This window comes from Nocardia sp. NBC_00403, from assembly GCF_036046055.1.
Classification (GTDB): Bacteria; Actinomycetota; Actinomycetes; order Mycobacteriales; family Mycobacteriaceae; genus Nocardia.
Genome location: NZ_CP107939.1, coordinates 372,134 through 398,597 on the forward strand (window position 1 = coordinate 372,134; position 26,464 = coordinate 398,597).

The window sequence follows — 26,464 nt, forward strand, 5'->3', positions numbered from 1 at the left end:
GGGCCGCTTCCGTTACCGACGGGATAAGCCTGCTCGGGGGACCTCGAGGGTTACCGCGATCGGGCTGTGAGTCCGCTGGGAACTATGGGGCGCTGGGGCGGCAGAACACCGGCTCAGTGACGTACGGGAATCCACAACATGGACGAGATAGCGGATCAAGGATCGCGAGTCCGGCCCAGTACGGGATGAGCACGCAGGCGCTACGGAGGCGGTCCGTACCGAAGGAGGGGTCGCACCACCGCATACGTTGCCGCTTATGCGATCGTCAGCCGTTCGCGTGACTCATAAAGGTCCGCGCCGACTCGTGAGCTGGCTCTGTTTACGGCTTGCCTCAGCAATGAGTTGTCGTCGGACTGAGCGGATCATGCCCGGCCATGTGACCGTTCGAATCCGGGCGGCTCGGCCAGGCCCCAGCTATGCCCCGGGGCGGTCGGCAGAACGCCAGCATCCTCGTAGTTACACACAGCCTGCTGCGACACCGCCACCGCACGTGCCAGGTCCACCGGCAGCATCCATCCCCTCCTTTGAAGGTTTTCACTCGCTGTAACGAGGAAAAGCTGGTCCTACATTCAACCGAGGGTTCAAAGTTACGATCAGAGAGCATGAACATCCAGCCAGAGCCTCCCACCCTGCGCGAGCTGCGCACTCCAGACTTCACCTTGACCTTGAACGAGCTCAGGGCAGTGACCGCCTTTGCCGTGGCCTCGGCTGAGCAGGTGCTCCCGCTTTTCCAGGCGCATCACCCCGACGACGGCAGACCCCGCGAAGCACTCGCCGCCGCCGTCGCGTTCGCGCAGGGAGACCGCCGCTCCCGCACCCAACGTGTGGCAGCACCGGCGGCCCACCGTGCTGCAAAGGAAGCGGCGTCGCCGGTCTCGTTCCACGCCGCGATGGCCGCAGGCGATGCCGCGGCGTCGGCGTACCTGCATCCGCTGGCAGATGCTGTCCAGGTCAATCACATTTTGCGCGCATCTGCGCACACCATCCGGGTGTTCGAACTGTGCCCCACCAGCGAGGAAGAGGCCGCAGGTAATCCTGTCGAGCGCATCGTCGACCTCGCGACGCCGCTGTTGATCGACGTCCTCTGCCGCTACCCGAGGATCGGCGCCGGAACGAACCGGGTCAGTCAGCTGGTGCACGAGCTCGACGACCGTCTGCGAGACCAGTCGCGAACCCCGCCCGGGTCACACGACCGAGTGTCGGAGCAGCGATGATTCTGCCCAAGATCCGAGATCCCCGGATGGTGACGATCCGTCGGGGTGGCTCGCTGACCGACGCCGATCATCGGTTGCTCGCGCTGTGGGCCGCCGATTGCGCCGAGCATGTTCTCGACTACTTCGAGCGTGAACTGCCCGACGATCCACGGCCACGGGACGCAGTCGCGGCCGCGAGAGCGTGGGCGAGGGGCGACCTGCCGATGATGCAGGCCCGCACCGCAGGTGGTCACTCGATGGGCGCGGCCAGGCCGCTCGTCGGCGCGGCCCGATTCGCCGCCTACGCAGCCGGACAAGCCGCATGCGTTGGACATGTCGCCGAACACGATCTCGGCGCCGCTGCATACGCGATCAAGGCCGCTCGACGCGCGCACCCTGGCAATTCCCGGGCGGAGCGGATCGAGCGTGACTGGCAGCGTACGCAGCTCCCTGCCCCGGTCCGCAGGCTTGTCCTCGAAGACCAGATCCGGCGCAACAGCATCTGCTGGTCGGTCTTCTCCGACTGAGATCTACGCTTCTCTCGCAGTTAGGCCGCGTGCGTATATGCGTTCAACGTATTCCGCATCTCGTTCGCAACCACGGAATCCGGAAAGTGCTTACTCAACAACCCATTCAGCTGATTGAGCCGCTTGCGAACCCACGAGAAGCGCGCCGAAATCGGATTGTCGAGGACAGGGGACACCGCCGCGATTCTGCTATCCAGATCGCCTAACCGTGCACTGGCGGTCGCGAGATAGATCTGGCTCAGCATCTCGTCACCGGGCGAGCGCTGCACCTGCCACGCAGCGATTGCATCCTCGGACGCCCTCGCCAACCGGCGCAACGTCTTTTTGTCCTCAGCCCACATCAAAGAGAAGCCGCGGTCGTAGATCTGCTTGGCAGGGGTGAACGTGAAAAGCCCGGGTACCTCATCAGGTCCCGCGCCCTCGCGCGCCCGCTCCGTCTCGTCGAGCAGTTCTAATGCACGCTCAGAATCGCCCGAGTTCGCAACCGATGCGGCGAGCCCACAAAGCAACCGCGCCTCCGCAGACCCGGCGGTCCGGTGAAGTCCGGTACTGGGTCGAGCCGCCACGGGACACGTTCCGCCCCTCCGGGCTCGCCGTGATCGCCTCGGTTCGCGCGTGTTTGGGACCGGGCAAGGTGCGGGAGGTGTCACATGTTTGAATGTGGTTGCGGCCTTTCGATCACGGTCCCCAAATCGGACGTCGCTGCCGACCCGTCGAGCAGCGAACCCTGTGACTGTTAAAGCAATCGGCTGTTACTACTCGATGTCAGCGGCCCACACCGGTTAAGAGACGAACGCGTCATCACCGAGTTGGCCAACCAGCATGGATACACCCTGATGCGGCTGGTCACGATCGCGCACGACACGTTCATGCCCACCGTCCTGATCGTCACCACAGCACACAATTCGGGTACCTCGGCAGTAATCGCGCCGAGCGCCGACCACATCAAGCACAACGCCCGGGCCATCGCAGTGGTGTGCAACCTGATCACCCCGACCCACCACATCCCCTGCACATCCCCAGACCGACGAGGAGGCATGTCATGAGCACACCAGACAACGAATACCAAACCGCCCTTGCCGAATTCCGGCGCGCCTCGGATGCGTTTCATGACGGGGGCCGTCCCCCGACCGGGCCACTCGCGGATGCGTACAACGCGGCTGCCGCTCGCCTGCAAAAGGCGGCGTCTCACCGCTGCGACACCGACAAGCCGACTAGATTCGATGCACTGTGAAACCAGACAGCCAGCACGAGAGGAAGGCCCGGCCAGTGGACGACGAACAGATGACGATGGACCTCGGCGTGCCAGTTGAGCAGACAGCATGGGGGAAATGGATAGACCCCGATCGCCGCAAGGCGCAAGTCCAGAAGTTCATGGACCATGCAGGCATAAGCCGCTTCCCTTCGGAGCCGTGGCCGGAAGGGTCGGTGGAGGTAAAACGGCTCGATTCTATTGTCGTGGAACTGTTCCCGGACATGACTACCGCGATGGCTCCCGAGAACGCCGACATGGCAGATGCGTTCATCTGCTTTTTAGGTGAATGCTTCATCAGGTTCGCGGGGGCACATTGGGAGGATTACGAATGGTTCGGTCGTGACCATTCATTCTACGATCACGTCAATCCACTGCTCGAATATGGGTTCGACGCCGAGGGTGACACCGCCTACGGGTTGATGGAACTCATGATCGATGATTATGACCCGGACGACGGCGGCGACATGTTCTCCGGTATGGCAGAGATGCTGCGCGAATTCGCGGACGAATATGACGCCAATCGTCATCACAACGAAGCCAGGGACCGCGAACGCGTCGAGGAGCGAGAACGTCAGCGCACCCTTGGGCGCGAACCTCAGTAGAAGGGTTTGGTGCTACCCCGCGAGACTGCGAGGCGACTTCGGTCGATCACGCGGGCGGCGACGTTCGAATGGCTGCGGTAAAGGCAGCCCACTCGACTTGCCCGAACTCGAGGGTTGGACGAGCGTCGGGCAGCCCCCGATACTTGCTGTCGCGGACGAGAATCCGGTCGCCTTCGAACCGGACTTCTACACACGCAGTGCTGTCATTCGAATACGACGACTTGAACCAGCCCGGCACGCCATCCATATCGGCCGAGCCTACAGCTCACCGAGTTTGCGCTCGATCAACGTTATCGAATCGTCCCGTGACAGGGCATGATCGGTGATGGTGTTGGCGTACATAGTGCTGAGATGCCTTACCGGCTCGGCGTCTTCGATCACTCCGAGGTGCACCAATGTCTCGGTCCACCCCACGTCGGGTAGCAGCATGTTCTCGAACCCGAGCAGGTGGAACGATGCGCCTGCCAGCAGCGCACCGCCGGGCGCGTCGAACGGGATGACGCGAATGTTCACCGAATCGCGGTGCTCCTGGACGATCGAGACCAGATGGCGTAGCTGGCCTTTCAAGACCTCGGTACCACCCGTTCGCTGTGTCAGGGCAGCCTCGCCGACAAGTGCGGTGAAATACAGCGGTTCCGCGCCGGTCAGCCGCTGCTGACGCCGCATGCGTACCTCCACCCATCGATCGATCTCGACCTGCCGAACGCGGGCAGTGTCGTTGGCGATCACCGCACGGGCGTAGTCCTCGGTCTGCAACAGCCCGGGGATCAGGACGCTCGCATAACTCCGAATGTTGTGCGCTCCGTACTCGAGCCCATATAGCCGCGAGACTTCATCCGACAGCAATCCGGCATAGCTCGACCACCACCCGCGCTGCCTGGCGATCTCGCGCAACCGCAGCATCTCGTCGCGTTCGGCGGGGTCGAACTCGAGCAGCGACATCAGCCTCTTCAGCTTGTCCTCGGCCAGGACGCGTTCCTTCTCGACCTTCGACCAGTACGACAGTGTGAAGCCGAGTTCCTTGGCGATGACCGACGCGCTGACGTCGAACTCGCTGCGCCTGCGCTTGATTCGGAGCATGAGTTCCCAGCGGGCGACCGTTGGCGAGAGTGGTGCCATCGGCGGATGGTGTCCTTCCAGCTCTAACGATGCGTGGAGATGACCGTACCTCCCAGCAGACTAGATCAATCAGTGGTGAAATCGATAGGTCAACTTGACTTATCGATGGACCAAACCCTAGGCTTCATGTGTCTCAGATCACAGGCGGGAGCGTTCCAGCCGGGCCCGCACGGCGCGGGATCGAGGGGGGCGCATGGCTGTGCATGTTGTCGATCAGGCATGGATGGTTGGGGATCGGACCGCGCATCAGGCGCGGCGGGTCAGTGATGACGCGTGGGTGGTCTCGTATTTACGGGGACGGATGCTTACTACCGAGCAGGCGACGGCTGCGATTCAGGCGGCGGAGTTTGTTGCGGTGATGGATGAGCTTGCGGGGCGGATGGGGCTGACCGCGTTGGAAGCTTTGGGGCTTGCTGTCAACGAAAACCCCTGGGAGACATCGCTACCACGGCATCGCATTACCAAACTCCGTGGACGGCATCGGCGTTGAGGATTGTCAGCCTTGTACAGGTAGGTCGTTGTCCAGCAGCATCATTCGAACGAGGGGTAATCGGCATGGAACCACTGCCGCCGAAGGAAATGATCTTGGAAGCCTGCCGCAGCCTGCCGCGCGGTGATCATCCGATTCTGACATCCGCGCACCAACTGGCGGGACTGCACGAACAGCGCAGGTACTGCGCGCTGGGCTCGACGGCCGAAATCGACGAGCGGCGAGCCTATTTCGTACTCACCATCGATCGCTGGATTGCCACCGAAGTTCCGCTTCCGCACGGTGGCGCGCACATGCACACCGAGACGGTCGGCACCGTGATCGACAGAATGGCCCAATTCTCCACCTGCGCCTACGCGGCCCTGCGCACCGCACCGGACTGGATCGTGCACGACGCCTGGCAGCGTTTAGCCGAGCTCGCCCTCGGCTACCAGGATCTCGCCTTCGAGGTCTCCGCCGGCATCCGCCGCCTGCCCGACCTCGGCGGCCATCGGCCCTACAGCTCCGGTCAGGGCTGGCTCTGAACCACCACCCGAGACCACGGCAGCGCCTCCCGCCATCCTGGCTTCCCGAAAGCCCAGCCCTGCAACACTTTTGCCACGGTCTCGTGTCCCGACATATCGAACGGGCCCGCCACGCGTGCCGCGAAGTGCCGGTCGGAGCCACCCTCACGGAACTCGATCTGACAACTCATGTTGTCGTTGAGATAGATCTGCATGTAGTGCTGCCCGACCGGCTCGGCATCCAACCGATCCACGATCACGAACCGATGCCGCAGATTCATCTCACTCAGCAGGTCGAACAACAAGTCCGCAGAAGGGTTTTCCCACGCCTCCCCGCTCGCCGTCTCCACCCGCAACGCCGCATCCATCACCCCGCCGACCCTAACCAGTTCCCCATACTGGCAATACCCAAACATTGTCGCAAAACTTTGGTCCCCACCAAGTGCGCTGCTGCGGACCAACATTTGCCCATCGGCCGTAGTCGCTCGGCCCACCTGCCCTGTGCAACGCCCGGGACCGGTCACCGAACAGGGCATCAAGCGAGATACGTCACAGCCGAGTCCCGTTCGCCAACAATGTAATCGGGCGGGAAGCGCGCTGATATACCGTGGAGCTGCTGGCGCGAGCCGGATTCGAGCAGCGCCGGTCCGGTTGCTATTCGCCGGAGGCCGGGTCGGGCCAGGCGTGGGCTTCCAGGCGGGACCGGACCCGCGCGGCGTCTGTTTCCGAGGGCATTTCGTTGGTGGTCTTGGTGATCATCACCTGGATGTCGGTCTTGTCGGCGGAGAGGTCACCGGTGGCTGCCAATTCGGCGGCTATCTGGCGGACCTCGTCGTCGGAGAGGCGGCGGCGCAGGAGGGCGAGCAGCGGGATGTAGTCGGATTCCGGGACACCGTCGGGATATCCGGCCCGCAGCCAGTCGATGATCGCGTGGAGAAACGGCGGCATCGGGCTGGGTTCAATCGGCGTCGGGGAAGGGGGTGGCCAGTGGCCAACCGCCTGCGGCGAGGTGCGAGGCAACGCGGGCGACGTCGTGTTCGTCCGGCTGCTCCATCGCGAACCGCGTGATCGCCGTCTCGATATCGGCGTGACTGATCTCGGTGTCCGGGTTTTCGCTCACCAGTACCTCGGCGATCGCGACCACCTCGAAATCGGTCAGGTGCCGGTGCAACACGGCGAACAGGGCGACATAGTCGGAGCTGGGGATCCCCTGCGGGTATCCGGCGCGCAGCCAGCCGATGACCCGGCTGAGCACATTCGGTCGCCCCTGCGTGGATTTCGGTTGCTCTGTCACGATGCCGCCCTTCAGGCCTGTCCGAACAGGTGGATACCGAATTTGGCGGCGAGGAATGCCTTGGCGGTGTAGAGGATTCCGGTGATGATCGCGGCGATGATCAACCCGAAGCACACCAGAGCCCCGGCCAGCGCCGGGTAATTGCGTTGGACTGCACGGCCATCCGCGGTGACCGAATCGGCCGCCGACCAGAACCGCACTCCGACGGCGAAGATGATCGGCAAGCCCGCACCGAGCACCAAGCCGGCCGCGGTCACCTTCCACAGCGAGTTCAGATTCGTGATGAGCGTGTGCACGGTGCTCCTCCTAATGCCTACTGTGGACAACGGACCGGGAACGATCCACCGGTGCGGCTGCTCGCATGCGACGCCTGAGCGGGGCGGGATACAGCACGTTGTTCGACATGCTTCACACCTGAGCGGAACGGTTGGATTTGGTGCCGGGGCCCTCCGATGAGGACGTGCCGGGGGGTGGCGACAACCCGTCCGCGGTCACGCCGCCCGGCCTGCCCTCGGCCGACGACGAGGCACCCGCCGCAGCGGCAGACGACGAAGTGTCCTTCGCGGTAGCAGCGTCCTTCGCAATGCCGGAATCGGCGTCCGGCGTGTCGTCTGCCGGCCGCGCCCCGCCGGGCGATTCGATCGGCTCGTCTGCGTCCGGTGTCCGGCCGGGCCATTCGTTGACATTGCTGGTGTCGACGGGGTCGCGCCGCGAACGCAGGTACATGACAGCCGACAGCGCAATGAGAATCGCGAACACGACGAGCACGCCCGCGAGCCCGCCGATGATGTGCGCGATGGCCCAGCAGATAGCCCCCGCCACACCCGCGAGCGGCAGCGTGAGCAGCCACGCCACGGCCATTCGACCCATCACGCTCCAGCGGACCTCCGCGCCCTTGCCGAGCCCGGTGCCGAGGATCGAGCCGGTGGCGGTCTGTGTGGTGGACAGCGGCAGACCGAAATGGGCCGAGGTGAGAATGATCGCGGCCGACGAGGATTCGGCGGCCAGCCCCTGCGGAGAGTCGATCTCGACGAGGCCCTTGCCGAGGGTGCGGATGATGCGCCAACCACCCAGGTAGGTGCCCGCCGCGATGGCGACAGCACAGGCCGCCATCACCCACAGCGGCATCTCGTCGTTCTTGGTGAGGGTGCCGTGCGCGACGAGCGCCAGGAAGATGACACCCATCGTCTTCTGTGCGTCGTTGGTGCCGTGCGCCAGCGAGACCAGTGAGGCCGAACCGATCTGGCCCCAGCGGAAACCCTCGTCGACTTTGTTCGGATCCGACTTCTCGGTGATCCGATAAACCCCCCAGGTGCCGATGGCCGAAACCAGCGCCGCCACGATCGGGGCGAGCACGGCAGGCAGCACGATCTTGGTGAGCACGCCGTCCGAACCGGAGGCCCAGATCACTCCGCTCCAGCCGAGCGCGGCGATGGTCGCACCGATCAGGCCGCCGAACAGCGCATGCGACGAACTCGAGGGCAGGCCGAGCAGCCAGGTCAGCAGATTCCACAGAATGCCGCCGACCAGGCCGGCGAACACGATGATCAACAGGTCCTGGCCGTCGACGGCGTCGAGCCGGACGATGCCCTTGGCCACCGTCGCGGCGACAGCCACCGACAGGAACGCGCCGATGAGGTTGAGCACCGCCGACAGTGCGACCGCCACGCGCGGCCGCAGTGCGCCGGTGGCGATCGAGGTCGCCATCGCGTTCGCAGTGTCGTGGAAGCCGTTGGTGAAATCGAATGCGAGTGCCGTGACGATGACGATCAGAAGAACCAGTAATTCGACGGTCACCTCTCCAGTGTGAAGTACCGGCCATCTGAATTGCGATGCGGTTGCCGTCTGCCGGGACTCGATTTCGATCGGTTACCGTAGACTTGGCCTCTACCTGCCGAAGCGTGAGCAGCCCCCGCTACGGTCCACCGTCCGAGGTCAGGGCCTCGCCGAGATTCTGATCGCCGGCAAGCTCCCGCGACGCGACGCGACGTACTGCGGTGCGGCGAACGGCGGCTCATGGCAACAGGGCGCGGACGGTCTCGATGGTGTCGGCGTCCGCGGGTTCCTTGTCCGGGCGATAGCGAACGACACGGGCGAAGCGCAGGGCGACCCCGCCGGGATAGCGCGGACTTACCTGGACGCCGTCGAGCGCGATCTCGACGACGAGTACCGGCCGCAAATACACGGTCTGGTCGTCACGGGCGCGCTGGTGGCGCGGAAATTCGGCGGTCTGCCAGTGCAGTAGCGCGTCGGTGAGGCCCTTGAACGTCTTGCCGACCATCACCGGTTCGCCGGTTTTCGGATCGCGGGCTCCGAGATGCAGGTTCGACAGGTAACCGGTGCGGCGGCCGTACCCCCACTCGGCGCCGAGCACCAGCAGGTCGAGGGTGTGGGTCGGCTTGATCTTCTGCCAGGCGCGGCCACGTCGACCGGCCGCGTACGGCGCGTGCAACGATTTGATCATCACGCCCTCGTGCCCGGAGGCCAGCGCGCCGTCGAAGTACTCGGCAGCCGCCTCCGGATCCGGCCGCAGCAGAGCCGGAATACTGTGTTCGACAGCAACTTTCGTCAGCGCCGTGCGGCGCTCGTACAGCGGGGCGTCCAGCAGGTCCTGGCCGTCGAGGTGCAGGCAGTCGAAGAAGTACGGGTGCAGCAACAGTTCTCTGGTCGAGCTCACCTCGGCGAAGCGGCTCATCGTCTCCTGGAACGGGCGCGGCCGACCCGAATCGGTCAGCGCGAGAGTTTCCCCGTCCAGCACCACGCTGGTGCAGTGCAACCGGGAAACCAGATCGACCAGCTCGGGCACGCTCGCGGTGATATCGCGCAGCGTCCTGGTGAACACCCATACCCGCGATCCGTCGCGATGCACCTGTATCCGGGCGCCGTCCATTTTGTGCTCGACAGTCACCTCCCCGTCGAATTCGGCCATCGCCTCCTCCAGCGAAGCGCCGGGCGAGGCGAGCATCGGCTGGATGGGCCGACCCAGCTCCAGCCGGAACTCGGTGAGCGCGTCCACTCCACCGGTCAGCGCGGCAATGGCGGTGACCGGCAGTTGCCCCGACAGCATGTACGCCCGGCGAACCAGATCCACCGGCACCTGCGCCGCGACGGCGACCGCCTCGCCGACGACCGCGGTCAGCGCACCCTGGCGCAGCTCACCGGTCAGCAGCCGGAGTAGGAACACCTGTTCATCGGCGGTCGCCGCGGTCCACAACGCCGTGAGCAACCCCTTGCGCCGGTTCGCCGAACCCGCGCCCGCGATGCCCGCCAACTCGCTGAGCGCGCCATCGACATCCGAAACCGCAAGTGCCGCAGTGTCGCTCGGCGCACCATCCATCGCGGTGAGCGTGCGCCAGCCGGTGCCGATGCCCCCCTGCCGCAGCTCGCCGGAAACCCAGGCGACCACCGGGGCCAGCTCGTCCGGCGCGGCATCGGACAACAGTCCGGCCAGCGCGGCGATCTTGGTCTTACGGGACCGCGTCGCGCGGACGGTCTCCGAGGTCCGCACGACATCCGAGAACAGCACCACCTGACGGTAACCCGGGGGTGTGACATATCGCTCAGCTCTGCTGCTAATTCACCATTGGCAGGGCTGTGAAAGCGGCCATAAACTGGACAGATGGCCAAGACTTACGTCGGGGCGCGGCTTCGTCAGCTGCGGGCCGAACGAGGGCTGAGCCAGGTCTCGCTTGCCCAGAAGCTGGAGATCTCGGCGAGCTACCTCAACCAGATCGAACACGATGTGCGCCCGCTCACCGTGCCGGTGCTGCTGCGGATCAGCGAGGTTTTCGGCGTCGACGCCACCTTCTTCTCCTCACAGGACGACACCCGGCTCATCGCCGAACTCCAAGAGGTCGTGATGGACCAGGAGCTCGGCATCGAGGCCGACACCCAGGAGATCGCCGACATGGTCTCCGCGCACCCGAGCATGGCGCGCGCACTGGTCAACATGCACAACCGCTACCGAAACACCTCCGCGCAGCTGGCCGCCGCCACCGAGGACCGATTCGCCGACGGCTCCGGCAGCGCGACGATCAGCAAGCCACACGAGGAAGTGCGCGACTTCTTCTATCAGCGGCAGAACTACATCCACGAATTGGATACCGCCGCAGAGGAACTCACCGCCCGCATCCGATTCCACGGCGGTGACATCAACAACGAGATCGCGCGCAGGCTGCGCGCGCACGATGTGCGGATCGTCGAACGCATCGACCTCGGCGAGGGGGTGCTGCACCGATACGACCCGGACACCCAGCGACTGGAGATAGCCCCGCACCTGTCCGGCGGACAGCGCACCTTCAAACTCGCCGCCGAATTGGCTTATTTCGAATGCGGCGAACTGCTCGAAAAGCTGGTCGAGGAAGGCAATTTCGTCTCCGAGGACACCCGCAAACTGGCCATGCTCGGCCTGGCGAACTATTTCGCCGCGGCCACCGTGCTGCCCTACACACATTTCCTCGAGGTCGCCGAGGACTTCCGCTACGACATCGAGCGACTCTCGGCCTTCTTCACCCAAAGCTACGAGACCATCTGCCACCGGCTTTCGACTCTGCAACGCCCCAAACTGCGCGGCGTGCCCTTCTCGTTCGTCCGCGTCGACCGAGCAGGCAATATGTCGAAACGCCAGTCCGCCACCGGTTTCCACTTCTCCGCCAGCGGCGGCACCTGCCCGCTGTGGAATGTCTACGAGACCTTCGCCTACCCCGGCAAGATCATGACCCAGATCGCCCAGATGCCCGACGGCCGCAAATACCTGTGGGTCGCCCGCACCGTGGAGCGGCGAGCAACCCGATACGGCCAGGCCAGCAAGACGTTCGCCATCGGCCTCGGTTGTGAACTGCGGCATGCGAGCCGGGTCGTCTACGCCGACGGGATAGATCTCGACGAGGCGAAGGCCACCCCGATCGGCGCGGGCTGCCGAGTCTGCGAACGCGCCAATTGCCCGCAGCGCGCGTTTCCGCCGCTGGGCAAGGTGCTGGATATCAGCGAGCACCGCAGCTCGGTGTCACCGTACGTTCTCAAGTAGGCCGATGCATGTGGTCCGCCACTGCAGCCGAGTAGTCACCACCTCGAAACCAACTGGGCCCCACCCACATTGGATGGGGCCAGCCCCGTCTGCGGCGCCTCGGTTCGCCTCGGTTCGCCTCGGTTCGCCTCGGTTCGCCTCGGTTCGCCTCGGTTCGCCTCGGTTCGCCTCGGTTCGCCTCGGTTCGCCTCGGTTCGCCTCGACGGCATGCTGGTCGAGCAGGACCTTATGCAACGCAGAGGATTCGGCGGCATCGACTACCACGCATGAGACGTGCCCCTACGCGAGCAGATCATGAACTCGAGTCGGTTCGTTGGGGTGGATCAGTGATAGGCGTGTTCTGGGCCCCCGCGAGCCACCATCCGCCATCCTTCTCGACCAGTACGTACATAGCGATCTCGGAGAACCCGCCCGCTTCGGCGGCGAGCCTGCAGATCTGGGTCAGCACGACCCCCGGCGCGGGCGAAGTCGCGCCAACGACTTCGAAGTGTGAGCGCGGCGCAACCTGTGCGGCCATCAAGCGGCGGTGTATGGCGTTCAATTCGGAGTAGCCGGTTACTGACGCACCATACGGACTGCCCCACACCACGTCTGCCGCGAAAGCGGCATCGTAGCCATCCGCGTCGCCTGCTGCGCCTGACTGTTGTAGCCCTTCGGCGAACCGTGAGGCCACCTCGTGGGCCGTGGTAGCGCGCGATGGATCACCGAGAGTAGGTCGGGTTTGCATTTTTCCTTGCTCCAATCACTTCAACTATCAGTTACATAGGGCACGGCGCCGCCTGCGCGGACAGGATCATCGGCCTGCGGTCGGGCAGGCGGCCGTACGGCTCAGTGGAGACTGCCGAGCAGCCCCCCGTGGAAGGGGGTGAGATCGTCGATGCGGCCGGCGAGGACCTTCGCCAGCCACTCGGGGTCTCCCAGCAGGGCCCTGCCGACCGCCACGAGGTCGAACTCGTCGCGCTCCATGCGGTCGAGCAGCTCGCCGATGTCCGTGACCTCGCCCAATGACATCTGGGGGAACTCGTTGCTGATACCCACCGAACCGACGCTGATGGCGGGTTTTCCGGAGAGCTTCTTGGCCCAGCCCGCCAGGTTGAGGTCGGAGCCCTCGAACTCGGGGAGTTGGAACCGCCGGGTGGAGCAGTGGAAGGCGTCGGCGCCCGCGTCGGCCAGCAGGCCGAGCATGGTCTCCAGTTCCTGCGGCGTCTCGGCTATCCGCGCCTGGTAGCGGTTTACCTTCCACTGAGACAAACGGAAGGAGATCGGGAAGTCGCTGGAGACGCTGTCCCGGCACGCGGCCACGGTCTGGGCGGCGAAACGGGTACGGCCGACGATGTCGCCCCCGTAGGCGTCGGTGCGCCGGTTGGTGTGGGCCCACAGGAACTGGTCGATCAGATAGCCGTGGCCACCGTGGATCTCGACGCCGTCGAAGCCCAGTGCTTCGGCCGTCGCCGCTGCCGTGGCGTACGTCGCGACCACATTGTCGATATCCGCTTGGGTCATCGCTCGGCCCGAGTTCGTGCCGTCCAGGGCGATGCCGGAGGGGCCGATCCGCGGGGCGTCGAGGACCGGCGGATTGCCAACGGTGCGATCCATTCCGACGTGCCACAACTGCGGCATGATCCGGCCACCCGCCTGATGGACCGCCTCGGCCACGGCCGACCAGCCCGCCAGGGCCTCGTCGCCGTAGAAGTGCGGGACCCGGGCGCTACTGCCCGCCGAATCGTGGCCGACGTAGGCGCCCTCGGTGATGATCAGACCGACACCGGCGGCCGCCCGTCGGGCGTAGTACTGCGCCACGTCGTCGCCCGGCACACCTCCGGGGGAAAACTCGCGCGTCATCGGCGCCATCACGACGCGGTTGGGCAGCGTGAGACTGCCCAGTGAGAACGGGCGGACCAGGATGTTCCTGGCACGTTCGAGGGGATTCGTGGGCATCGGTGTTCGCTTTCGATAAAGGCCGACCATGCTGCGACGAGGGATTCAGGCCATGCGGTCGGCGGCTTGGGCGGGTATGGGAACTAGAGGTGGCTGGAGTTCCGCCTCAGTCGCAGGTAGGGGCCCCGGGGCTGTAGTGGCCGAGGTCGCCCACGATCGGGGAAGCCTGGTGTGAGGATCGGTTGTTCGTCGAGCGCCGCGAGGAAGAAGCGCGGGAGTGTCGGGCGGTCGGTCGTTCATCGCTGTGGCGCGATGTCAGACGGCGTACGGACGGACGCGTCTGGCCTCGCGCAGGGACTGCCCCCACCAGGTGAGCTGGTCGAGCATGGCCTTGGCCGCGACGTCGCACCCCGGGTCGGACGGCTTGCCGTCGGCGCCGAAGACCTCACCAAAGTTGTGGAAGCTGACGGTGTTGCGGATCGTGACAGCGTGGAGCTCCGCGAGCACGACACGAAGCTGCTCAACGGCGCGCAGCCCGCCGGCGAGTCCACCGTAGGAGACGAAGCCGACCGGCTTGGCGTGCCACTGCTCGTTGTGCCAGTCGAGGGCGTTCTTCAGCGACGCGGGGAAGCTGTGGTTGTACTCGGGCGTGACGATCACGAAGGCATCAGCCTGGGCCAGCCGCGGCGACACCGCGCCCAGTTGTGCCACGACCTCGTCGGAAGGAGCCTGCCCGAACGCCGGGAAAACGGCCGGCAGGGGCGTCTCGACGAGGTCGATCAGGTCGGCCGTCATGTCCGTGCGCTGAGCGATGTGTCCGGCGAACCAGTCGGCGACGACCGGACCGAACCGCCCGTCCCGGGTACTGCCGATGATCACTGCGGTGCGGAGGATGTCGTCGGTCGAGTCAGCCACGAAAACCCCTCAACAATGTGTACGCTGTATCCATAATATACAACGTACACATTGATGTGTACGTCGTCTACTCCAGGTACGCTGTACACAGCATCATTCGGCGGAAGGAACCCAGGCGATGGCCTCCCAGGAGAGACAGTCAGCGAGCGAGGACAAGGACCCCGTCTCGATGTGGGAGCGACTCGAACGACCGGCGCCGGCTCCCCGCACCACCCTCACTCCCCGGCGGATCGCCGAGGTCGCCGTCGCCGTCGCCGACGCCGAAGGACTCGACGCGGTCACCATGCGCCGCCTGGCCACCGAACTCGGCGTCGCCCCCATGGCCGCGTACCGCTACGTCACCGGCAAGGACGAGCTACTCGAGCTGATGGCCGACTTCGTCTACGCGGAGCTGGATCTGCCCGACAGCAAGGACGGCTGGCGCGCGACCATGCGGTCCGTCGCCCTGCGCATAAGGGAGGTCCTGCTCCAGCACTCGTGGGTGACGCGGGCGGCGTGCGGCGCACCGACCCCGAACCAGCTGGCAGTGCCGGAGGCGGCGCTCGTCGCACTCGACGGCCTGGGGCTCGACGTGGACACCGCCATGGCGGTCTACAGCACCGTCACCGCCTATGTACACGGCGCGGTCGACTCGGAGGTCAGGCTGAGTCAGATGCTCCACGTGCGCGGCTGGTCCACCCGCGAGGAGGCCCGCGCGGGACTGGCCACACAGATGACCTGGCTCATGAACACGGGCCGTTACCCGATGTACGCACGCTATATCCACGAGGCCGACCGCAAGGACGACGTGCAGTGGCAGTTCGAGATCGGCCTGGACTCTGTCCTCGATGGCATTGCGGCGCGCCTGGCGATCTGAGGACATCCGCGCTGGCGAACCGTGTCCCGAGCGACACACCGAGCCAGTCGAATCCGACCACCACACCGAAGCTGCTTGACAAATACAGAGGTATCGCGGGTTGTCGATGGTCTCCAGCCAGCCAGTGATCGGAACCGGGGTGTGGTGACGTAGCGGCTCCAGATCGCCACCGCCTCGGAGGCGAGCTCGGCTACCGCAGCCCCCCAAAAGAGGTTCACGCTGAGCATCTCAGCAGCGGTGATGCGCTGACCGTTTGAGCGCAGCAACGTTTCTCAACACCTTCGGTTGGGTCGCCGACGAGCCAACAGGCTCTGTGTCGAAAGGCGTTCGAGCGGCGTACGGTCGAGTGTGTGAACAGTGGCGCCGCACCTGCGGCAGCTGTGGAGAGCTCGGACCTGTGGGCGCGGGCGTTCTCGGCCCTGTACGACCCGCTCCTGTGGGTGGGCGAGAAGGCGGGCATGGGCGTTCGTCGACAGGATTTGCTCGGCCGTGCGAGGGGGCGGACGGTCGAGCTGGGCAGCGGTACTGGTCTTAACCTGCCGTACTACCCCGACGACCTCGCCGAGCTGATCCTGACCGAACCCGAAGCCGCAATGCGTGCGCGGTTGGCGCGGAGGCTGCATCGCAGTCGACGTCGGGCGCGGGTGCTCGACGCATCAGCGGAACAGCTGCCATTCGCGGATGAAACCGTGGACACGGTCGTCTCAACTCTTGTGTTGTGCACCGTCGACGCAGCCGATCCGGTGTTGCGGGAGATTGGGCGCGTGCTACGCCCCGGAGGCCAGCTGCTGTTCCTCGAACATGTCCGTTCCCAGTCGCCGCGACTTGCCCATTGGCAGGATCGCCTCGCCGGTCCGTGGCGCCGGTTCGCAGAGGGCTGCCACTGCAACCGTGCCACCCTCGAGCTGATCCGGACCTGCGGGCTGGAGCTTGGAGAGGTACAGGAAGCGTCGTGGCGGGCGATGCCCCCGATTATTCGACCGCTGATCACGGGCGTGGCCACCAAAAGCGGTGGCTGACACTCTCGAGTGGCTCTGAGCTCGTTTCACGCTGCGCTGTCGAACAAGGTCAGGAGGTTCCGGTCGAACTCGCTGAATTTTGGGCGGATATGACCGTAGCTGCTGATCAGGCCGGACACGGTGTTGCCTCAGGCCGCTCGCGTCAGGCACGAGCATGCAATTCCGCTCATGGCTTTCAGGTCGGTCACGTCACCACTCGCTGCAATTCGTGCTGTAGTGCGTTCAGTTCTGCGCCACCGGCCATCTGCTGGGTGAGCTCCGGCAGCCCGATGTCGAGCTTCTCGTAGGAGCCGAGCACAGTGCCTCGCTCGAGTAGCAGAAACCGGTCACCGACCAGGTAGGCGTGGTGGGGGTTGTGGGTGATGAGGATGACGCCGAGCCCGCGGTCGCGAGCTTGCACGACATACCGCAGGACCGCGCCCGCCTGTTTCACGCCGAGCGCGGCGGTCGGTTCGTCGAGGATCAGCACCTTGGCGCCGTAGTGCACCGCCCGCGCGATGGCCAAGCACTGCCGCTGCCCGCCGGACAGCGTGCCGACGGGCTGTTCCAGATCCTGAATATCGATTCCCATGTCGGACAAGGCAACACGTGCGATCTGCTGGGCTTTGCGCCGGTCCAGCAGCCGCAGCGGCCCGAATCCGGTGGTGGGTTCGCAGCCGAGGACGAAGTTGCGCCACACGCTCATCAGCGGTATCAGTCCGAAGTCCTGGTACACAGCGGCGATACCGCGGTCCATGGCCGCACGCGGTGAGGAGAGCCGGGTCGGCTCGCCTTCGATCCGCACCTCGCCGCTGTCGTGCTGGTGTACGCCGGAGAGGATCTTGATGAGGGTGGATTTGCCGGCGCCGTTGTCGCCCAGCACGCAGGTGACCTCGCCCGCGTTGACAACCATCGACACGTCCCGCAGCGCCACCACACTGCCGTAACTCTTTCCGACAGCGAGTGTTTCGATCAGCGCAGTCATCGGCGTGCCCTTTCCGCGCGCTTGGAGAACTCGGTGTTCACCAGCACTGCCGACAGCAGCAGGATGCCGAGGAACAGCATGAACCAGTCGCTGTTCCAGCGCGCGAACACAATTCCCTGCTGTGCCATGCCGAAGGTCAGCGCACCGATCGCAGCGCCGACCACGGACCCGAAACCACCGCTCAGCAGACAGCCACCCACGACCGCGGCGATGAGGTACTGAAACTCCGATCCGACACCCTGGCTCGCCTGGACGCTGTCGAATCGCAGAATGTCGCACGAGCCGACCACCCAGCCGGCGGCTGAGGTGGTCATGAACAGGATGATCTTGGTGCGCCCGACGGGCACGCCGACCGCTCGTGCGCCCACCTGCGAGCCGCCGAGAGCCAAGACCCAGTTCCCGAATCGGGTGCGCACCAGCACGACTGCGGCGATTATCGTGAGCACGATCCACCACAGGGTCGAGGCCTGTATGCGAGCGTCACCGATGCCGGTCGTGGAGGCGAACACCGCACTCGCCGACGAGTAGCCGCCCGAGTTGTGGATGCCCGACACTTGCACAGTGCCGGTGACCAGGCGCGTCACACCGAGGTTGAGGCCTTGCAGCGCAAGGAATGTGCCGAGAGTGACGATGAAACTCGGTAACCCGGTCCGTACCACGAGCCAGCCGTTTAGCGCGCCCACGGCCAGCGCGAACATCAGTGAGACAAGCAGCGCCGACCACACATTCCACCCGACGTGCACTGCGAGCAGCGCGGTGACCAGCGCGGTGGACCCGGTCATCACACCGGCCGACAGATCGAACTCACCGCCGATCATCAGCAAAGCCACGGCGATAGCCATGATGCCGATCGGCGACGCGGCGTCCAGCCACGTCGAGATACCCAACGGGCTCAGGAACTTATCGGTGACGACCGAGAAGAACACGAACACCGCGGCCGCACCCAGCGCCGCACCGGTCTCCGGACACACGATCAACCGATGCACCAATGGTGCGCGCCCTTTCGGCGGACGCGGCATCGAGTCGGAAGCTTCTGCCGCAACAGTCACTTCGCGCTCCCGGCCGGTCTCAGCGCGTTCCCTGCGCCACGAGCTGGGCGATCGCATCGACATTGGACTTGTCGACGAAGCTGGGGCCCGTCTGGATCGGCAGGCCGCCGCCGACGGTATCGAGGTTCGACCGGTAGAGCTGCAGCAGCACGATGGGCAGATACCCTTGTTCGTACTGCTGCGGGTCGGCGGCGAACAACAGTTTGCCCGCTCGGATGGCGTCGAGCACCTCGGTGTTGAGGGTGAAGGTGGCAATCGCTGCGGTGGAGTTGGCTTCTTGTGCCGCGGCGACCGAGCGGGCAGCGATCTGCGCGTTGTAGGACAGCACTGCGTCGATCGACCGGTCGGCCTGGAGCGCAGCCTTGATCCGAGACTGAACATCTGTCGGGTTGTTGATGTCGACCACCACCGTCGTGGTGGCATTACCGAAGCCCTCCGCGGCACCGCTGGCAAGATTGTCGGCGCTGACCTGGCCGGCCATATGGTTCACCAACAGCAGCTTGGTCTTTCCGGCATCGCGCAGGCGTTTACCCACGGCCACCGCGGCAGGTCGCTCACTCTGGCCGACGTGGCCGATGGCGCCGAGGCCGGCGCTTTCGGCTTCGCCGGAGTTGGTAGTCACCACCGGGATGCCAGCCGCCACGGCGCGTCGGATGGAGGGGCCCAGCGGCTGCGGGTAGGCCATCGAGACGACCAGGCCGTCGACACGCTGCGCGACGGCATTGTCGATGAGTTTGGCCTGCGCGTTGGGATCCTCGGCAGAGTAGTAGTCGACGCGTATGCCGAGCTGTTTGCCCGCAGCCAACGCACCGTTCTTCACCACACTCCAGAAAGCGTCACTCGGGCTGCTCTGGGTGACCACCGCAACCGAGCGCAACGTGCCCGCAGCGGCCGGGGTGCGGGTCTGCGCGGAGCTGCCGGTGCCCGGCGCGCTGCACGCGGCGAGCACAGGGCCCGCGACAAGCCAAGGCAGGACACGCCGCCGCTGTATCGTTTGCGAGATCATTGTCATCACGTCCAATCTGCCTGTCGGGCCGAAATACACCGCCCGCCAACGCGGTACGTAAGCCGACTGACATCAGATATACAATCCGGACTACCCCAAGCAGTGGGAAGCACCACCACGGCCGGCGGGCCGACATTCCAGGTTTCTGCTTGTCCCGCAAGACTTTCCGCCACAGCTTGCCCGCGAACCTGTCTACATCCACCCGGATCGCGGTCTTGCATCCGAGCACCTGGTGCCAGTCGCCCGCTACTTCCTCGAGCTGACCATGCAGCAGGCGGACGGCGCCGCGTTCGAGCAGGCGCAGACCACCCTGCTCAACCGGCTCAACCGGCTCGAGGAAACCGCCACCAGGTCGGCCGAGAACGGCGTGGAAGCAACCGAACTCGAACAGATCATCACCGAAGCCCGCGAACTCGCGCAGCGCGCCCAAGACGCGGCCGACAAGATCAAGGAGCAGTAGTAGCCGACGGCACGCTGTTGTCGTATCCGTAAGCAGCAGAACACAAATCGGCCATAGCGCGGTCGGGTGCCCCGGAGCTCGTCGGCCCAGCACAGCCGAGGCCGGAACGTTCGAACTGATGGCTATTCGGCACGCGGCGCGGCAGCCCGATATGACAAAGCCGGGCGACATCAGCGAAAACCGATGTCGCCCAGCCAGTTATTTGCTCACGCAGGTTGTGCGCTGGAACCGCATACCGAGCATGGTCAGCCCGAGTGCGGTGACCAGCAGGATGGCCAGTGTCCACGCGAGCATCGAAAAGCCGTGTGGTGCAGCGGCCGCCGCGACGATCGGGCCGACGGTCGCACCGACGTAGAAGCTGAACATCGCGACCGAAGAGGCCGCGGCCCTGGCTTCCCCGCCCAGCTCGCCTGCGCTCTGCAGGACGGCGGGGGCGATGATGCCGAGGCCGCCGACGAGCACGGCGAGCAGCACGGTCAACACCCCGAGGTGTCCGCCTTCGAAGGTGGCGAGCACCATCGCGGCAGCGGCGACGAGCACGCCGAGCACGATCTGGCCCGGCTTCGACAGCCGCGCAAGCGGCATCGCGAGCAGTGGCAGCGCGACCATCACCGGGAGCGCACCGGCCCGCAGAGCGAGCAGTTCGCCCGATCCCTCGACGATGCCGGTGAGTTCGATGCCGGTGTAGACCCCGACCATCACCGCCATGCTCAACGCACCGGCGGCAAGCATCGGCAGCAGCGGTTTGATCCGCAGCACCGCAGGAATCGCCGCGTAGCTGTGCAGCAGCGGCTTGTCCCGGCCGGTCGGCGCGTCATCGAGCATGACAGCACGCAGGGCGAGCGCCAGTGCCGTGAAGACGACGGCCGAACCGACGAACATGGTGCGCCACGGGAACGCGGCGACCACCGCCTGCGAGACGATCTGCGCGAGCACCGTCGCGGCAAGGAACGAGGTGGCCACCGACATGGTGACGACAGGCCGGTGCGCGGGCGCGATGCGAGTGGCGACGTAGGCCATGATCGCCGGTGGGATGGAACCGACGACCAGACCCTGCACGATCCGCAGCCCGACCGCGAGCGGCGCACTGAACGCCAGGCCGGTCAACAGTGTTACCACTGCGGCAGCGATCATGCCGGTGACCAGCACCCGCCGGTGGCCGAAGCGATCCGACAGCGGGCCGAAGAGCACGAAGCCGCCCGCGTAGCCGAATGCGAAGGCGCTGATGATCCACGTCATCACCCCCGAGCCGACGTTCCAATCGGCTTTCATGGCCGTGAACAGCGGAATCGGGATGTACATCTGGCCGGTGGCCAGCAGGGCGGACAAGACGAAGACGGGCAGTGTGCGCCCGGTGTGCGCGCGTGGTGACACGCTCCGGGTGCGTGCGGCAGCCGGTGTACCGGCCGGAAGCTGAAGTGTCGGCGTTGCCATAGCGCTGACAGTACGACGGCCATCAAACCTTGTCAACCAAATAGTTGGTTTAATGAAATGGTAAAGTCCAAGCCATGACCGTCACGATGAAGCGCAGCGACGCGACCAAGCAGGCGCTGCTGCGCGCCGCCCGGGACGAATTCGCCGAATACGGCCTTGCGGGCGGTCGAGTCGACCGCATCGCCGAGGCGGCCGGAGTCAACAAGGAACGCATCTACGGCCTTTTCGGCAGCAAGGACAAGCTGTTCGACGTCATCCTCATCGACACACTGCGCGAGTTCATCGACGTGGTGCAGCCGATGGCCGACACCGAACCGGGCGATTACGTCGGCAAGCTCTTCGACTACCACCGCGACAACCCCCAGCTGCTGCGACTGCTGCTCTGGGAATCACTCCATCGCGGGGCCGACGCACACGACATCGACGGCTGGCGAGCCGAGCACTACGTGCAGAAATTCGACCGGGCCCGAGAGCAATTCGGCGTCGACGAACAGCAGGCCGGACTCGTTCTCCTTGCCCTGTGCGGCGTCGCCAACTGGACATACGCGGTCCCGCAGACCACCCGCCTGCTGCTCGGCGCTGCCGCCGAGGACTACCAAACAACCAAACGGTTCATGCAGGAGTTCGCCAGGGCCGCCATGCGGCGCGAGCCCCGAGACGATCCATCGGTCAATGAGTTGACCACCCGGACGGCGGCCGCCGCGCCTACCGGGACGCTCCGCACCGCAGCGATCGAGACTCCGGTCGAGGCGATCGCCAGAGCGGATGACAATGCCGCGGTGGAGCCGCCCGCGCACACCGGCCCGGAGGATTCCGCTGACAACGTGGACCGGGCTGCCCAGCGGCTACGCGACGCACAGGCAGCCGCCGAGGCCGCCCGCGACGAACTGGCCGAAGCCCTGCGGGCGGCCCACGCAGCAGGCGCGGGGGCCAACCAGTTGGCCCGCCGAGTCGGGGGCACACTTTCCCGCCCGGTAGTACTCAAGCTGCTGGCAGACTGACTCCGCCGGCACCGCCCCCGCAAGTCGCGGGCCCTCTCCGGCCCGAAGGTCGCGCGCCCTCACCGGCCTGTAGGGCCCCTGCCGACCGACTCAGCCAACGCTCGGCCGACAGAGTCGCGGACGCTCCCAGCCCCCGTAGGGCTCCCAGCCGACCGACTCAACGAACGCTCGGCCGACAGAGTCGCAGACCCTCCCAGCCCCCGTAGGGCTCCCAGCCGATCACATCAACGAACGTCCAGCCACCGAGCCACAGGCCGCCCCCGGGTATCGCTCCTGACCGGCCGTCCTCGAATGGCCACCCGACAGAACCGCCGGTGCCCGTAGCCACCGGCGGTCGAGTCGAGACGTTCGGCCGAGCCCGCGTCAGAACACGGCAGCGCCTAGAACGCCGCCTCGTCCATCTCCATGATGTCGTTGTCGATCGCCGCGAGAATGCCCTTGACCGCGGTCAACTCCGGTAGCACGTTCTTCACGAAGAAGCTTGCGACAGCGACCTTTCCGGCATAGAACGGCCGGTCCTTCGCCGCCGGTTCCGCGGCCAGTGCGGTCGCGGCGATTTCGGCCTGCACCAGCAGCCGCCAGCCGATCAGCAGGTCGCCGACGGCGAACAGGAAACGGACCGAACCCAGGCCGATCTTGTACAGCTCGGCCGGATCCTGCTGCGCGGCCATCAGGTATCCGGTCAGCGTGGCCGCCATCGCCTGCACGTCGGCGAGCGCCGTGGCCAGCAGCGCCCTTTCGGACTCGAAGCGACCGGTCTTCATCTCGAGGAAAGCGGAGATCTGCCCGGTGACGTGCGCGATGGCGACGCCCTTGTCGCGAATGATCTTGCGGAAGAAGAAGTCCTGCGCCTGGATCGCCGTGGTGCCCTCGTACAGCGAGTCGATCTTGGCGTCGCGGATGTACTGCTCGATCGGGTAGTCCTGCAGGTATCCCGAACCACCCAGTGTCTGGAGCGATTCGGTGAGGTACCGGTAGGCCCGCTCGGAGCCGACACCCTTGACGATCGGCAGCAGCAAATCGTCCACCCGGTGCGCTAATTCGGCATCGGCACCCGAAACCAGCTGCGCTACATCGGCATTCTGATGTGCCGCGGTGTACAGATACACCGCGCGCAGACCTTCGGCATAGGCCTTCTGCATGGCGAGGCTGCGCCGCACATCCGGGTGGTTGGTGATGGTGACGCGCGGCGCCTCCTTGTCCGACATCCGGGTCAGATCCGCGCCCTGGACGCGCTGCTTGGCGTAGTCGAGCGCGTTCAGGTATCCGGTGGACAGCGTGCCGGTGGACTTGATGCCGACCACCATGCGCGCGTTCTCGATGACCTGGAACATCTGCGCGATGCCGTTGTGCACCTCGCCGACCAGCCAGCCCTTGGCGGGAACGTCCGTGCCACCGAAGGTCACCTCACAGGTGGGCGAGGACTTCAGGCCCATCTTGTGCTCGACACCGGTCACATACACACCGTTGCGGTCGCCCAGCTCGAGCGTCTGGTGATCGAAGAGGAACTTGGGCACATAGAACAGCGAGAGGCCCTTGGTGCCGGGTCCCGCGCCCTCGGGTCGAGCCAGCACGAGGTGGAAGACGTTCTCCGCGGTCTCACCGACATCGCCGCCGGAGATGAAACGCTTGACGCCCTCGATGTGCCAGGAGCCGTCCTCCTGCCGGACGGCCTTGGTGCGCCCCGCGCCGACATCCGAGCCGGCATCCGGCTCGGTCAGCACCATGGTGCCCTGCCAGCCACGGTCGTAGCCCTTGGTGGCCCATGCCTGCTGCTCGTCGGTGCCGACGTTATAGAGCACCGAGGCCATCACCGGACCCATATTGAAGAAGCTCGCCGACGGGTTTGCGGAGGTGAGCATCTCGTTGATCGCCCAGATGACCGCAGCGGGCGCGGGCGTGCCGCCCATCCCCTCCGGCATGCCGAGCCTGCCCCAATCGGCCTCGCGCACGGCCGCGATGGTCTTGCGCAGCGGCTCCGGCACGGAGATGGAGTAGGTGGCCTGGTCGTAGACCACCGGATCGCGATCCGCCGCGGCGAACGATTCCGCGACCGGGCCCTCGGCGAGACGCTTCACCTCGGTCAGGATCTCGCGCACGGTGTCGGAGTCGAGATCACCGTAGGCACCCGTATCCAGCAGCTTGTCCAGCTGCAACACCTCGAACAAATTGAATTCGATGTCGCGCACGTTCGCCTTGTAGTGACCCACCGTGGTCCTCCTCGACTGACAACTCCGTGGCCAGGCGAGCCACGGGATCGGCTTTCTGACGATGTACAAACGAAGCCTGCCGTACCGCGACGACGCTACGCAACCGTAGCCATTGGGAAGCCTCACCGTCGTTTACCGAGCGGTTACCACAAAGGTTCACACGGCGGAAACACAGGCAACGGACTCGTCATCGGGAGTCATTCCGGCGCAACAACTTCTGTCTAGTGTTCGCACCACGAATACAGCCGTTGTATACATCCCGGTCGACCCACCTGACCGGTGCAAAGGCGCGTGTATTCGCCCGCGGCGCACGCAGCGCCGCCGAACACCTGATGAAGTGAGAAGGGTCCTGCCCCATGCCAGATTCCCGTGCCATCCATCGGCCACGCATGCATCGCGCGGCAAAAGCGCTGGTCGCCCCGACGGCAGTCGTACTTGCCGGTCTGTTGCTGACCGCCTGTGGCGCCAAGGACGACGACTCGACCAGCGGCTCCAACGCCGCGTCCTGCGTCGACACGTCGAAGGATTCGATCAAGGTCGGTTCCCTGCACTCACTGTCGGGCACGATGGCCATTTCCGAGGTCACCGTCGCCAACTCCACCAAGCTCGCTATCGACCAGATCAACGCAGCGGGCGGCGTCCTCGGCAAGAAAATCGACCTGGTGCTCGAGGACGGCGCCTCCGACCCGAAGACCTTCGCCGAGAAGGCCGAAAAGCTCATCAGCTCCGACTGCGTCGCCGCGGTATTCGGCGGCTGGACCTCCTCGAGCCGCAAGGCCATGAAGCCGAAGTTCGAGAGCCTGAACTCGCTGCTCTACTACCCCGTCCAGTACGAGGGCCTGGAAGACAGCAAGAACATCTTCTACACCGGCGCGACCACCAATCAGCAGATCATTCCCGCGCTGGACTACCTGAAGCAGAAGGGCATCACCTCCCTCTATCTGGTCGGCAGCGACTACGTTTTCCCGCAGACCGCCAACCGCGAGATCAAGGAATACGCGAAGGCCAACGGCATCGAGATCAAGGGCGAGGACTACACCCCGCTCGGCTCGACCGACTTCTCCACCATCGTGAACAAGGTGCGCACCGCCAAGGCGGGTGCGGTGTTCAACACCCTCAACGGCGACTCCAACGTCGCGTTCTTCCGCGAGTACACCAATGCGGGCCTGAAAGCCGCTGAGATGCCGGTCGTTTCGGTGTCCATCGCCGAGGAAGAGGTCGCGGGCATCGGCGCGCAGAACATCGCGGGGCAGCTGACGGCGTGGAACTACTACCAGACCGTCGACACCCCGGTGAACAAGAAGTTCGTCGCGGATTACAAGGCCGCCTTCGGCGCCGACAAGCCGACCTCGGACCCGATGGAAGCCGCCTACGCCTCGGTCTACCTCTGGAAGAACACCGTCGAGAAGGCGAAATCCTTCGCAGTGGCCGACATTAAGGCCGCGGCCGACGGCGTGAGTTTCGAGGCACCCGAGGGTCTGGTCACCCTCGACGGCTCCAACCACCACATCACCAAGACCGCCCGTGTCGGTGAAATCCGGCCGGACGGACTCATTTACACGGTGTGGAACTCGGGCAAGGCCGTCACTCCGGACCCCTACCTGAAGTCCTACGACTGGGCCAAGGGCCTGAAGTAGTCGATCAGCGCCGGTGCGGGTCTCGT

30 protein-coding genes are annotated in these 26,464 nt (G+C 65.4%); 13 read left to right on the top strand and 17 right to left on the bottom strand.

What is annotated here, in order from left to right; translation table 11 throughout:
- Positions 1-602: 602 nt before the first annotated feature.
- Both OHQ90_RS01470 and OHQ90_RS01475 read left to right on the top strand, forming a co-directional pair.
- Positions 603-1,214, top strand: coding sequence for a putative immunity protein (locus OHQ90_RS01470; protein WP_328406746.1), 612 nt, complete (start codon positions 603-605; stop codon positions 1,212-1,214).
- Positions 1,211-1,720 (top strand): putative immunity protein, encoded by a 510-nt coding sequence (locus OHQ90_RS01475; protein WP_328406747.1) that lies wholly within the window; start codon positions 1,211-1,213, stop codon positions 1,718-1,720. The genes OHQ90_RS01470 and OHQ90_RS01475 overlap by 4 nt, the downstream gene beginning before the upstream one ends.
- A gap of 20 nt (positions 1,721-1,740) precedes the next feature.
- Here the strand turns inward: OHQ90_RS01475 and OHQ90_RS01480 are convergent, their stop codons facing one another.
- A complete protein-coding gene (locus OHQ90_RS01480) occupies positions 1,741-2,229 on the bottom strand; it encodes a hypothetical protein (RefSeq protein ID WP_328406748.1) in 489 nt (162 codons plus the stop codon).
- A 300-nt stretch (positions 2,230-2,529) separates the two neighbouring features.
- Between OHQ90_RS01480 and OHQ90_RS01485 the strand changes: the two genes are divergently transcribed.
- The 3 genes from OHQ90_RS01485 to OHQ90_RS01495 are packed head-to-tail and all read left to right on the top strand — an operon-like array spanning position 2,530 to position 3,577.
- Positions 2,530-2,766 (top strand): hypothetical protein, encoded by a 237-nt coding sequence (locus OHQ90_RS01485; RefSeq protein WP_328406749.1) that lies wholly within the window; start codon positions 2,530-2,532, stop codon positions 2,764-2,766.
- Positions 2,763-2,954 (top strand): hypothetical protein, encoded by a 192-nt coding sequence (locus OHQ90_RS01490; RefSeq protein WP_328406750.1) that lies wholly within the window; start codon positions 2,763-2,765, stop codon positions 2,952-2,954. The genes OHQ90_RS01485 and OHQ90_RS01490 overlap by 4 nt, the downstream gene beginning before the upstream one ends.
- Positions 2,955-2,989: 35 nt before the next feature.
- Complete coding sequence (locus tag OHQ90_RS01495; protein ID WP_328406751.1) at positions 2,990-3,577, top strand: hypothetical protein; 588 nt, start codon at positions 2,990-2,992, stop codon at positions 3,575-3,577.
- 46 nt (positions 3,578-3,623) lie between these two features.
- On the opposite strand, the gene OHQ90_RS01500 is transcribed toward OHQ90_RS01495, so the two are convergent.
- Together OHQ90_RS01500 and OHQ90_RS01505 are read right to left on the bottom strand one after the other, a co-directional pair.
- The gene (locus OHQ90_RS01500; protein WP_328406752.1) at positions 3,624-3,824 is read right to left on the bottom strand and encodes a DUF397 domain-containing protein; all 201 of its coding nucleotides are present in this window, start codon (positions 3,822-3,824) and stop codon (positions 3,624-3,626) included.
- Positions 3,825-3,835: 11 nt separating this feature from the next.
- Positions 3,836-4,696 carry a helix-turn-helix domain-containing protein gene (locus OHQ90_RS01505; protein WP_328406753.1) on the bottom strand — a complete coding sequence of 287 codons (861 nt, stop codon included), beginning with the start codon at positions 4,694-4,696 and terminating at the stop codon, positions 3,836-3,838.
- Between the two features lie 193 nt (positions 4,697-4,889).
- Between OHQ90_RS01505 and OHQ90_RS01510 the strand changes: the two genes are divergently transcribed.
- The gene (locus OHQ90_RS01510) at positions 4,890-5,186 is read left to right on the top strand and encodes a hypothetical protein (RefSeq protein ID WP_328406754.1); all 297 of its coding nucleotides are present in this window, start codon (positions 4,890-4,892) and stop codon (positions 5,184-5,186) included.
- 65 nt (positions 5,187-5,251) lie between these two features.
- Entirely contained in the window at positions 5,252-5,710 is a 459-nt protein-coding gene (locus OHQ90_RS01515; protein ID WP_328406755.1) for a DUF4254 domain-containing protein, read from the top strand.
- Here the strand turns inward: OHQ90_RS01515 and OHQ90_RS01520 are convergent.
- From OHQ90_RS01520 to OHQ90_RS01545, 6 genes are all read right to left on the bottom strand, one after another.
- Positions 5,695-6,060 (bottom strand): hypothetical protein, encoded by a 366-nt coding sequence (locus tag OHQ90_RS01520; RefSeq protein WP_328406756.1) that lies wholly within the window; start codon positions 6,058-6,060, stop codon positions 5,695-5,697. The two genes, OHQ90_RS01515 and OHQ90_RS01520, sit on opposite strands and share 16 nt — an antisense overlap.
- A gap of 283 nt (positions 6,061-6,343) precedes the next feature.
- A complete protein-coding gene (locus OHQ90_RS01525; RefSeq protein ID WP_328406757.1) occupies positions 6,344-6,637 on the bottom strand; it encodes a DUF3349 domain-containing protein in 294 nt (97 codons plus the stop codon).
- A 10-nt stretch (positions 6,638-6,647) separates the two neighbouring features.
- Complete coding sequence (locus tag OHQ90_RS01530) at positions 6,648-6,983, bottom strand: DUF3349 domain-containing protein (protein ID WP_328406758.1); 336 nt, start codon at positions 6,981-6,983, stop codon at positions 6,648-6,650.
- Positions 6,984-6,994: 11 nt separating this feature from the next.
- Entirely contained in the window at positions 6,995-7,279 is a 285-nt protein-coding gene (locus OHQ90_RS01535; protein WP_328406759.1) for a hypothetical protein, read from the bottom strand.
- Between the two features lie 112 nt (positions 7,280-7,391).
- A complete protein-coding gene (locus tag OHQ90_RS01540) occupies positions 7,392-8,780 on the bottom strand; it encodes an inorganic phosphate transporter (RefSeq protein WP_328406760.1) in 1,389 nt (462 codons plus the stop codon).
- Positions 8,781-8,997: 217 nt separating this feature from the next.
- Positions 8,998-10,509 (bottom strand): ATP-dependent DNA ligase, encoded by a 1,512-nt coding sequence (locus tag OHQ90_RS01545; protein WP_328406761.1) that lies wholly within the window; start codon positions 10,507-10,509, stop codon positions 8,998-9,000.
- A 93-nt stretch (positions 10,510-10,602) separates the two neighbouring features.
- Between OHQ90_RS01545 and ramB the strand changes: the two genes are divergently transcribed.
- On the top strand, positions 10,603-12,009 hold the full coding sequence (gene ramB, locus OHQ90_RS01550) for an acetate metabolism transcriptional regulator RamB (RefSeq protein ID WP_328406762.1): 1,407 nt from the start codon (positions 10,603-10,605) through the stop codon (positions 12,007-12,009).
- 292 nt (positions 12,010-12,301) lie between these two features.
- Here the strand turns inward: ramB and OHQ90_RS01555 are convergent, their stop codons facing one another.
- The 3 genes from OHQ90_RS01555 to OHQ90_RS01565 form a co-directional block, all read right to left on the bottom strand.
- Entirely contained in the window at positions 12,302-12,736 is a 435-nt protein-coding gene (locus tag OHQ90_RS01555; protein ID WP_328406763.1) for a DUF4440 domain-containing protein, read from the bottom strand.
- 101 nt (positions 12,737-12,837) lie between these two features.
- A complete protein-coding gene (locus OHQ90_RS01560) occupies positions 12,838-13,947 on the bottom strand; it encodes an NADH:flavin oxidoreductase (RefSeq protein ID WP_328406764.1) in 1,110 nt (369 codons plus the stop codon).
- 255 nt (positions 13,948-14,202) lie between these two features.
- Complete coding sequence (locus OHQ90_RS01565) at positions 14,203-14,802, bottom strand: NADPH-dependent FMN reductase (RefSeq protein ID WP_328406765.1); 600 nt, start codon at positions 14,800-14,802, stop codon at positions 14,203-14,205.
- A gap of 118 nt (positions 14,803-14,920) precedes the next feature.
- On the opposite strand from OHQ90_RS01565, the gene OHQ90_RS01570 reads away from it, so the two are divergent.
- Entirely contained in the window at positions 14,921-15,658 is a 738-nt protein-coding gene (locus tag OHQ90_RS01570) for a TetR/AcrR family transcriptional regulator (RefSeq protein ID WP_328406766.1), read from the top strand.
- Positions 15,659-16,008: 350 nt separating this feature from the next.
- On the top strand, positions 16,009-16,677 hold the full coding sequence (locus tag OHQ90_RS01575; RefSeq protein WP_328406767.1) for a class I SAM-dependent methyltransferase: 669 nt from the start codon (positions 16,009-16,011) through the stop codon (positions 16,675-16,677).
- Between the two features lie 184 nt (positions 16,678-16,861).
- Here the strand turns inward: OHQ90_RS01575 and OHQ90_RS01580 are convergent, their stop codons facing one another.
- From OHQ90_RS01580 to OHQ90_RS01590, 3 genes are read right to left on the bottom strand one after another with little or no spacing between them, the layout of a single operon-like run.
- Positions 16,862-17,641: an ATP-binding cassette domain-containing protein gene (locus OHQ90_RS01580; RefSeq protein ID WP_328406768.1), complete on the bottom strand. Its 780-nt coding sequence runs from the start codon at positions 17,639-17,641 to the stop codon at positions 16,862-16,864.
- Entirely contained in the window at positions 17,638-18,690 is a 1,053-nt protein-coding gene (locus OHQ90_RS01585; protein WP_328406769.1) for an ABC transporter permease, read from the bottom strand. Before OHQ90_RS01585 ends, OHQ90_RS01580 begins: the two co-directional genes overlap by 4 nt.
- A gap of 19 nt (positions 18,691-18,709) precedes the next feature.
- Entirely contained in the window at positions 18,710-19,702 is a 993-nt protein-coding gene (locus OHQ90_RS01590) for a substrate-binding domain-containing protein (RefSeq protein WP_328406770.1), read from the bottom strand.
- Between the two features lie 226 nt (positions 19,703-19,928).
- Here OHQ90_RS01590 and OHQ90_RS01595 point away from each other — a divergent pair, with 226 nt between their 5' ends.
- Entirely contained in the window at positions 19,929-20,156 is a 228-nt protein-coding gene (locus OHQ90_RS01595; RefSeq protein ID WP_328406771.1) for a hypothetical protein, read from the top strand.
- A 198-nt stretch (positions 20,157-20,354) separates the two neighbouring features.
- Here the strand turns inward: OHQ90_RS01595 and OHQ90_RS01600 are convergent, their stop codons facing one another.
- Positions 20,355-21,590, bottom strand: a complete 1,236-nt coding sequence (locus OHQ90_RS01600) for an MFS transporter (protein ID WP_328406772.1) — start codon at positions 21,588-21,590, stop codon at positions 20,355-20,357.
- Positions 21,591-21,664: 74 nt separating this feature from the next.
- Here OHQ90_RS01600 and OHQ90_RS01605 point away from each other — a divergent pair, with 74 nt between their 5' ends.
- Positions 21,665-22,591 carry a TetR/AcrR family transcriptional regulator gene (locus OHQ90_RS01605; RefSeq protein ID WP_328406773.1) on the top strand — a complete coding sequence of 309 codons (927 nt, stop codon included), beginning with the start codon at positions 21,665-21,667 and terminating at the stop codon, positions 22,589-22,591.
- 380 nt (positions 22,592-22,971) lie between these two features.
- Here the strand turns inward: OHQ90_RS01605 and OHQ90_RS01610 are convergent, their stop codons facing one another.
- On the bottom strand, positions 22,972-24,801 hold the full coding sequence (locus OHQ90_RS01610) for an acyl-CoA dehydrogenase (RefSeq protein ID WP_328406774.1): 1,830 nt from the start codon (positions 24,799-24,801) through the stop codon (positions 22,972-22,974).
- Between the two features lie 356 nt (positions 24,802-25,157).
- Here OHQ90_RS01610 and urtA point away from each other — a divergent pair, with 356 nt between their 5' ends.
- Positions 25,158-26,438, top strand: a complete 1,281-nt coding sequence (gene urtA, locus OHQ90_RS01615) for an urea ABC transporter substrate-binding protein (protein ID WP_442941293.1) — start codon at positions 25,158-25,160, stop codon at positions 26,436-26,438.
- Positions 26,439-26,464 lie beyond the last annotated feature (26 nt).

Excerpts from the sequence above, each read along its gene's own strand:
- OHQ90_RS01510 (WP_328406754.1), top strand. The coding sequence starts at position 4,890 with ATGGCTGTGCATGTTGTCGATCAGGCATGGATGGTTGGGGATCGGACC.
- OHQ90_RS01505 (WP_328406753.1), bottom strand. The coding sequence starts at position 4,696 with ATGGCACCACTCTCGCCAACGGTCGCCCGCTGGGAACTCATGCTCCGA.
- OHQ90_RS01500 (WP_328406752.1), bottom strand. The coding sequence starts at position 3,824 with ATGGATGGCGTGCCGGGCTGGTTCAAGTCGTCGTATTCGAATGACAGC.
- OHQ90_RS01590 (WP_328406770.1), bottom strand. The coding sequence starts at position 19,702 with ATGACAATGATCTCGCAAACGATACAGCGGCGGCGTGTCCTGCCTTGG.
- OHQ90_RS01600 (WP_328406772.1), bottom strand. The coding sequence starts at position 21,590 with ATGGCAACGCCGACACTTCAGCTTCCGGCCGGTACACCGGCTGCCGCA.
- OHQ90_RS01515 (WP_328406755.1), top strand. The coding sequence starts at position 5,252 with ATGGAACCACTGCCGCCGAAGGAAATGATCTTGGAAGCCTGCCGCAGC.
- ramB (WP_328406762.1), top strand. The coding sequence starts at position 10,603 with ATGGCCAAGACTTACGTCGGGGCGCGGCTTCGTCAGCTGCGGGCCGAA.
- OHQ90_RS01475 (WP_328406747.1), top strand. The coding sequence starts at position 1,211 with ATGATTCTGCCCAAGATCCGAGATCCCCGGATGGTGACGATCCGTCGG.
- OHQ90_RS01555 (WP_328406763.1), bottom strand. The coding sequence starts at position 12,736 with ATGCAAACCCGACCTACTCTCGGTGATCCATCGCGCGCTACCACGGCC.
- OHQ90_RS01470 (WP_328406746.1), top strand. The coding sequence starts at position 603 with ATGAACATCCAGCCAGAGCCTCCCACCCTGCGCGAGCTGCGCACTCCA.
- OHQ90_RS01605 (WP_328406773.1), top strand. The coding sequence starts at position 21,665 with ATGACCGTCACGATGAAGCGCAGCGACGCGACCAAGCAGGCGCTGCTG.
- OHQ90_RS01560 (WP_328406764.1), bottom strand. The coding sequence starts at position 13,947 with ATGCCCACGAATCCCCTCGAACGTGCCAGGAACATCCTGGTCCGCCCG.
- OHQ90_RS01525 (WP_328406757.1), bottom strand. The coding sequence starts at position 6,637 with ATGCCGCCGTTTCTCCACGCGATCATCGACTGGCTGCGGGCCGGATAT.
- urtA (WP_442941293.1), top strand. The coding sequence starts at position 25,158 with ATGCCAGATTCCCGTGCCATCCATCGGCCACGCATGCATCGCGCGGCA.
- OHQ90_RS01490 (WP_328406750.1), top strand. The coding sequence starts at position 2,763 with ATGAGCACACCAGACAACGAATACCAAACCGCCCTTGCCGAATTCCGG.
- OHQ90_RS01580 (WP_328406768.1), bottom strand. The coding sequence starts at position 17,641 with ATGACTGCGCTGATCGAAACACTCGCTGTCGGAAAGAGTTACGGCAGT.
- OHQ90_RS01570 (WP_328406766.1), top strand. The coding sequence starts at position 14,921 with ATGGCCTCCCAGGAGAGACAGTCAGCGAGCGAGGACAAGGACCCCGTC.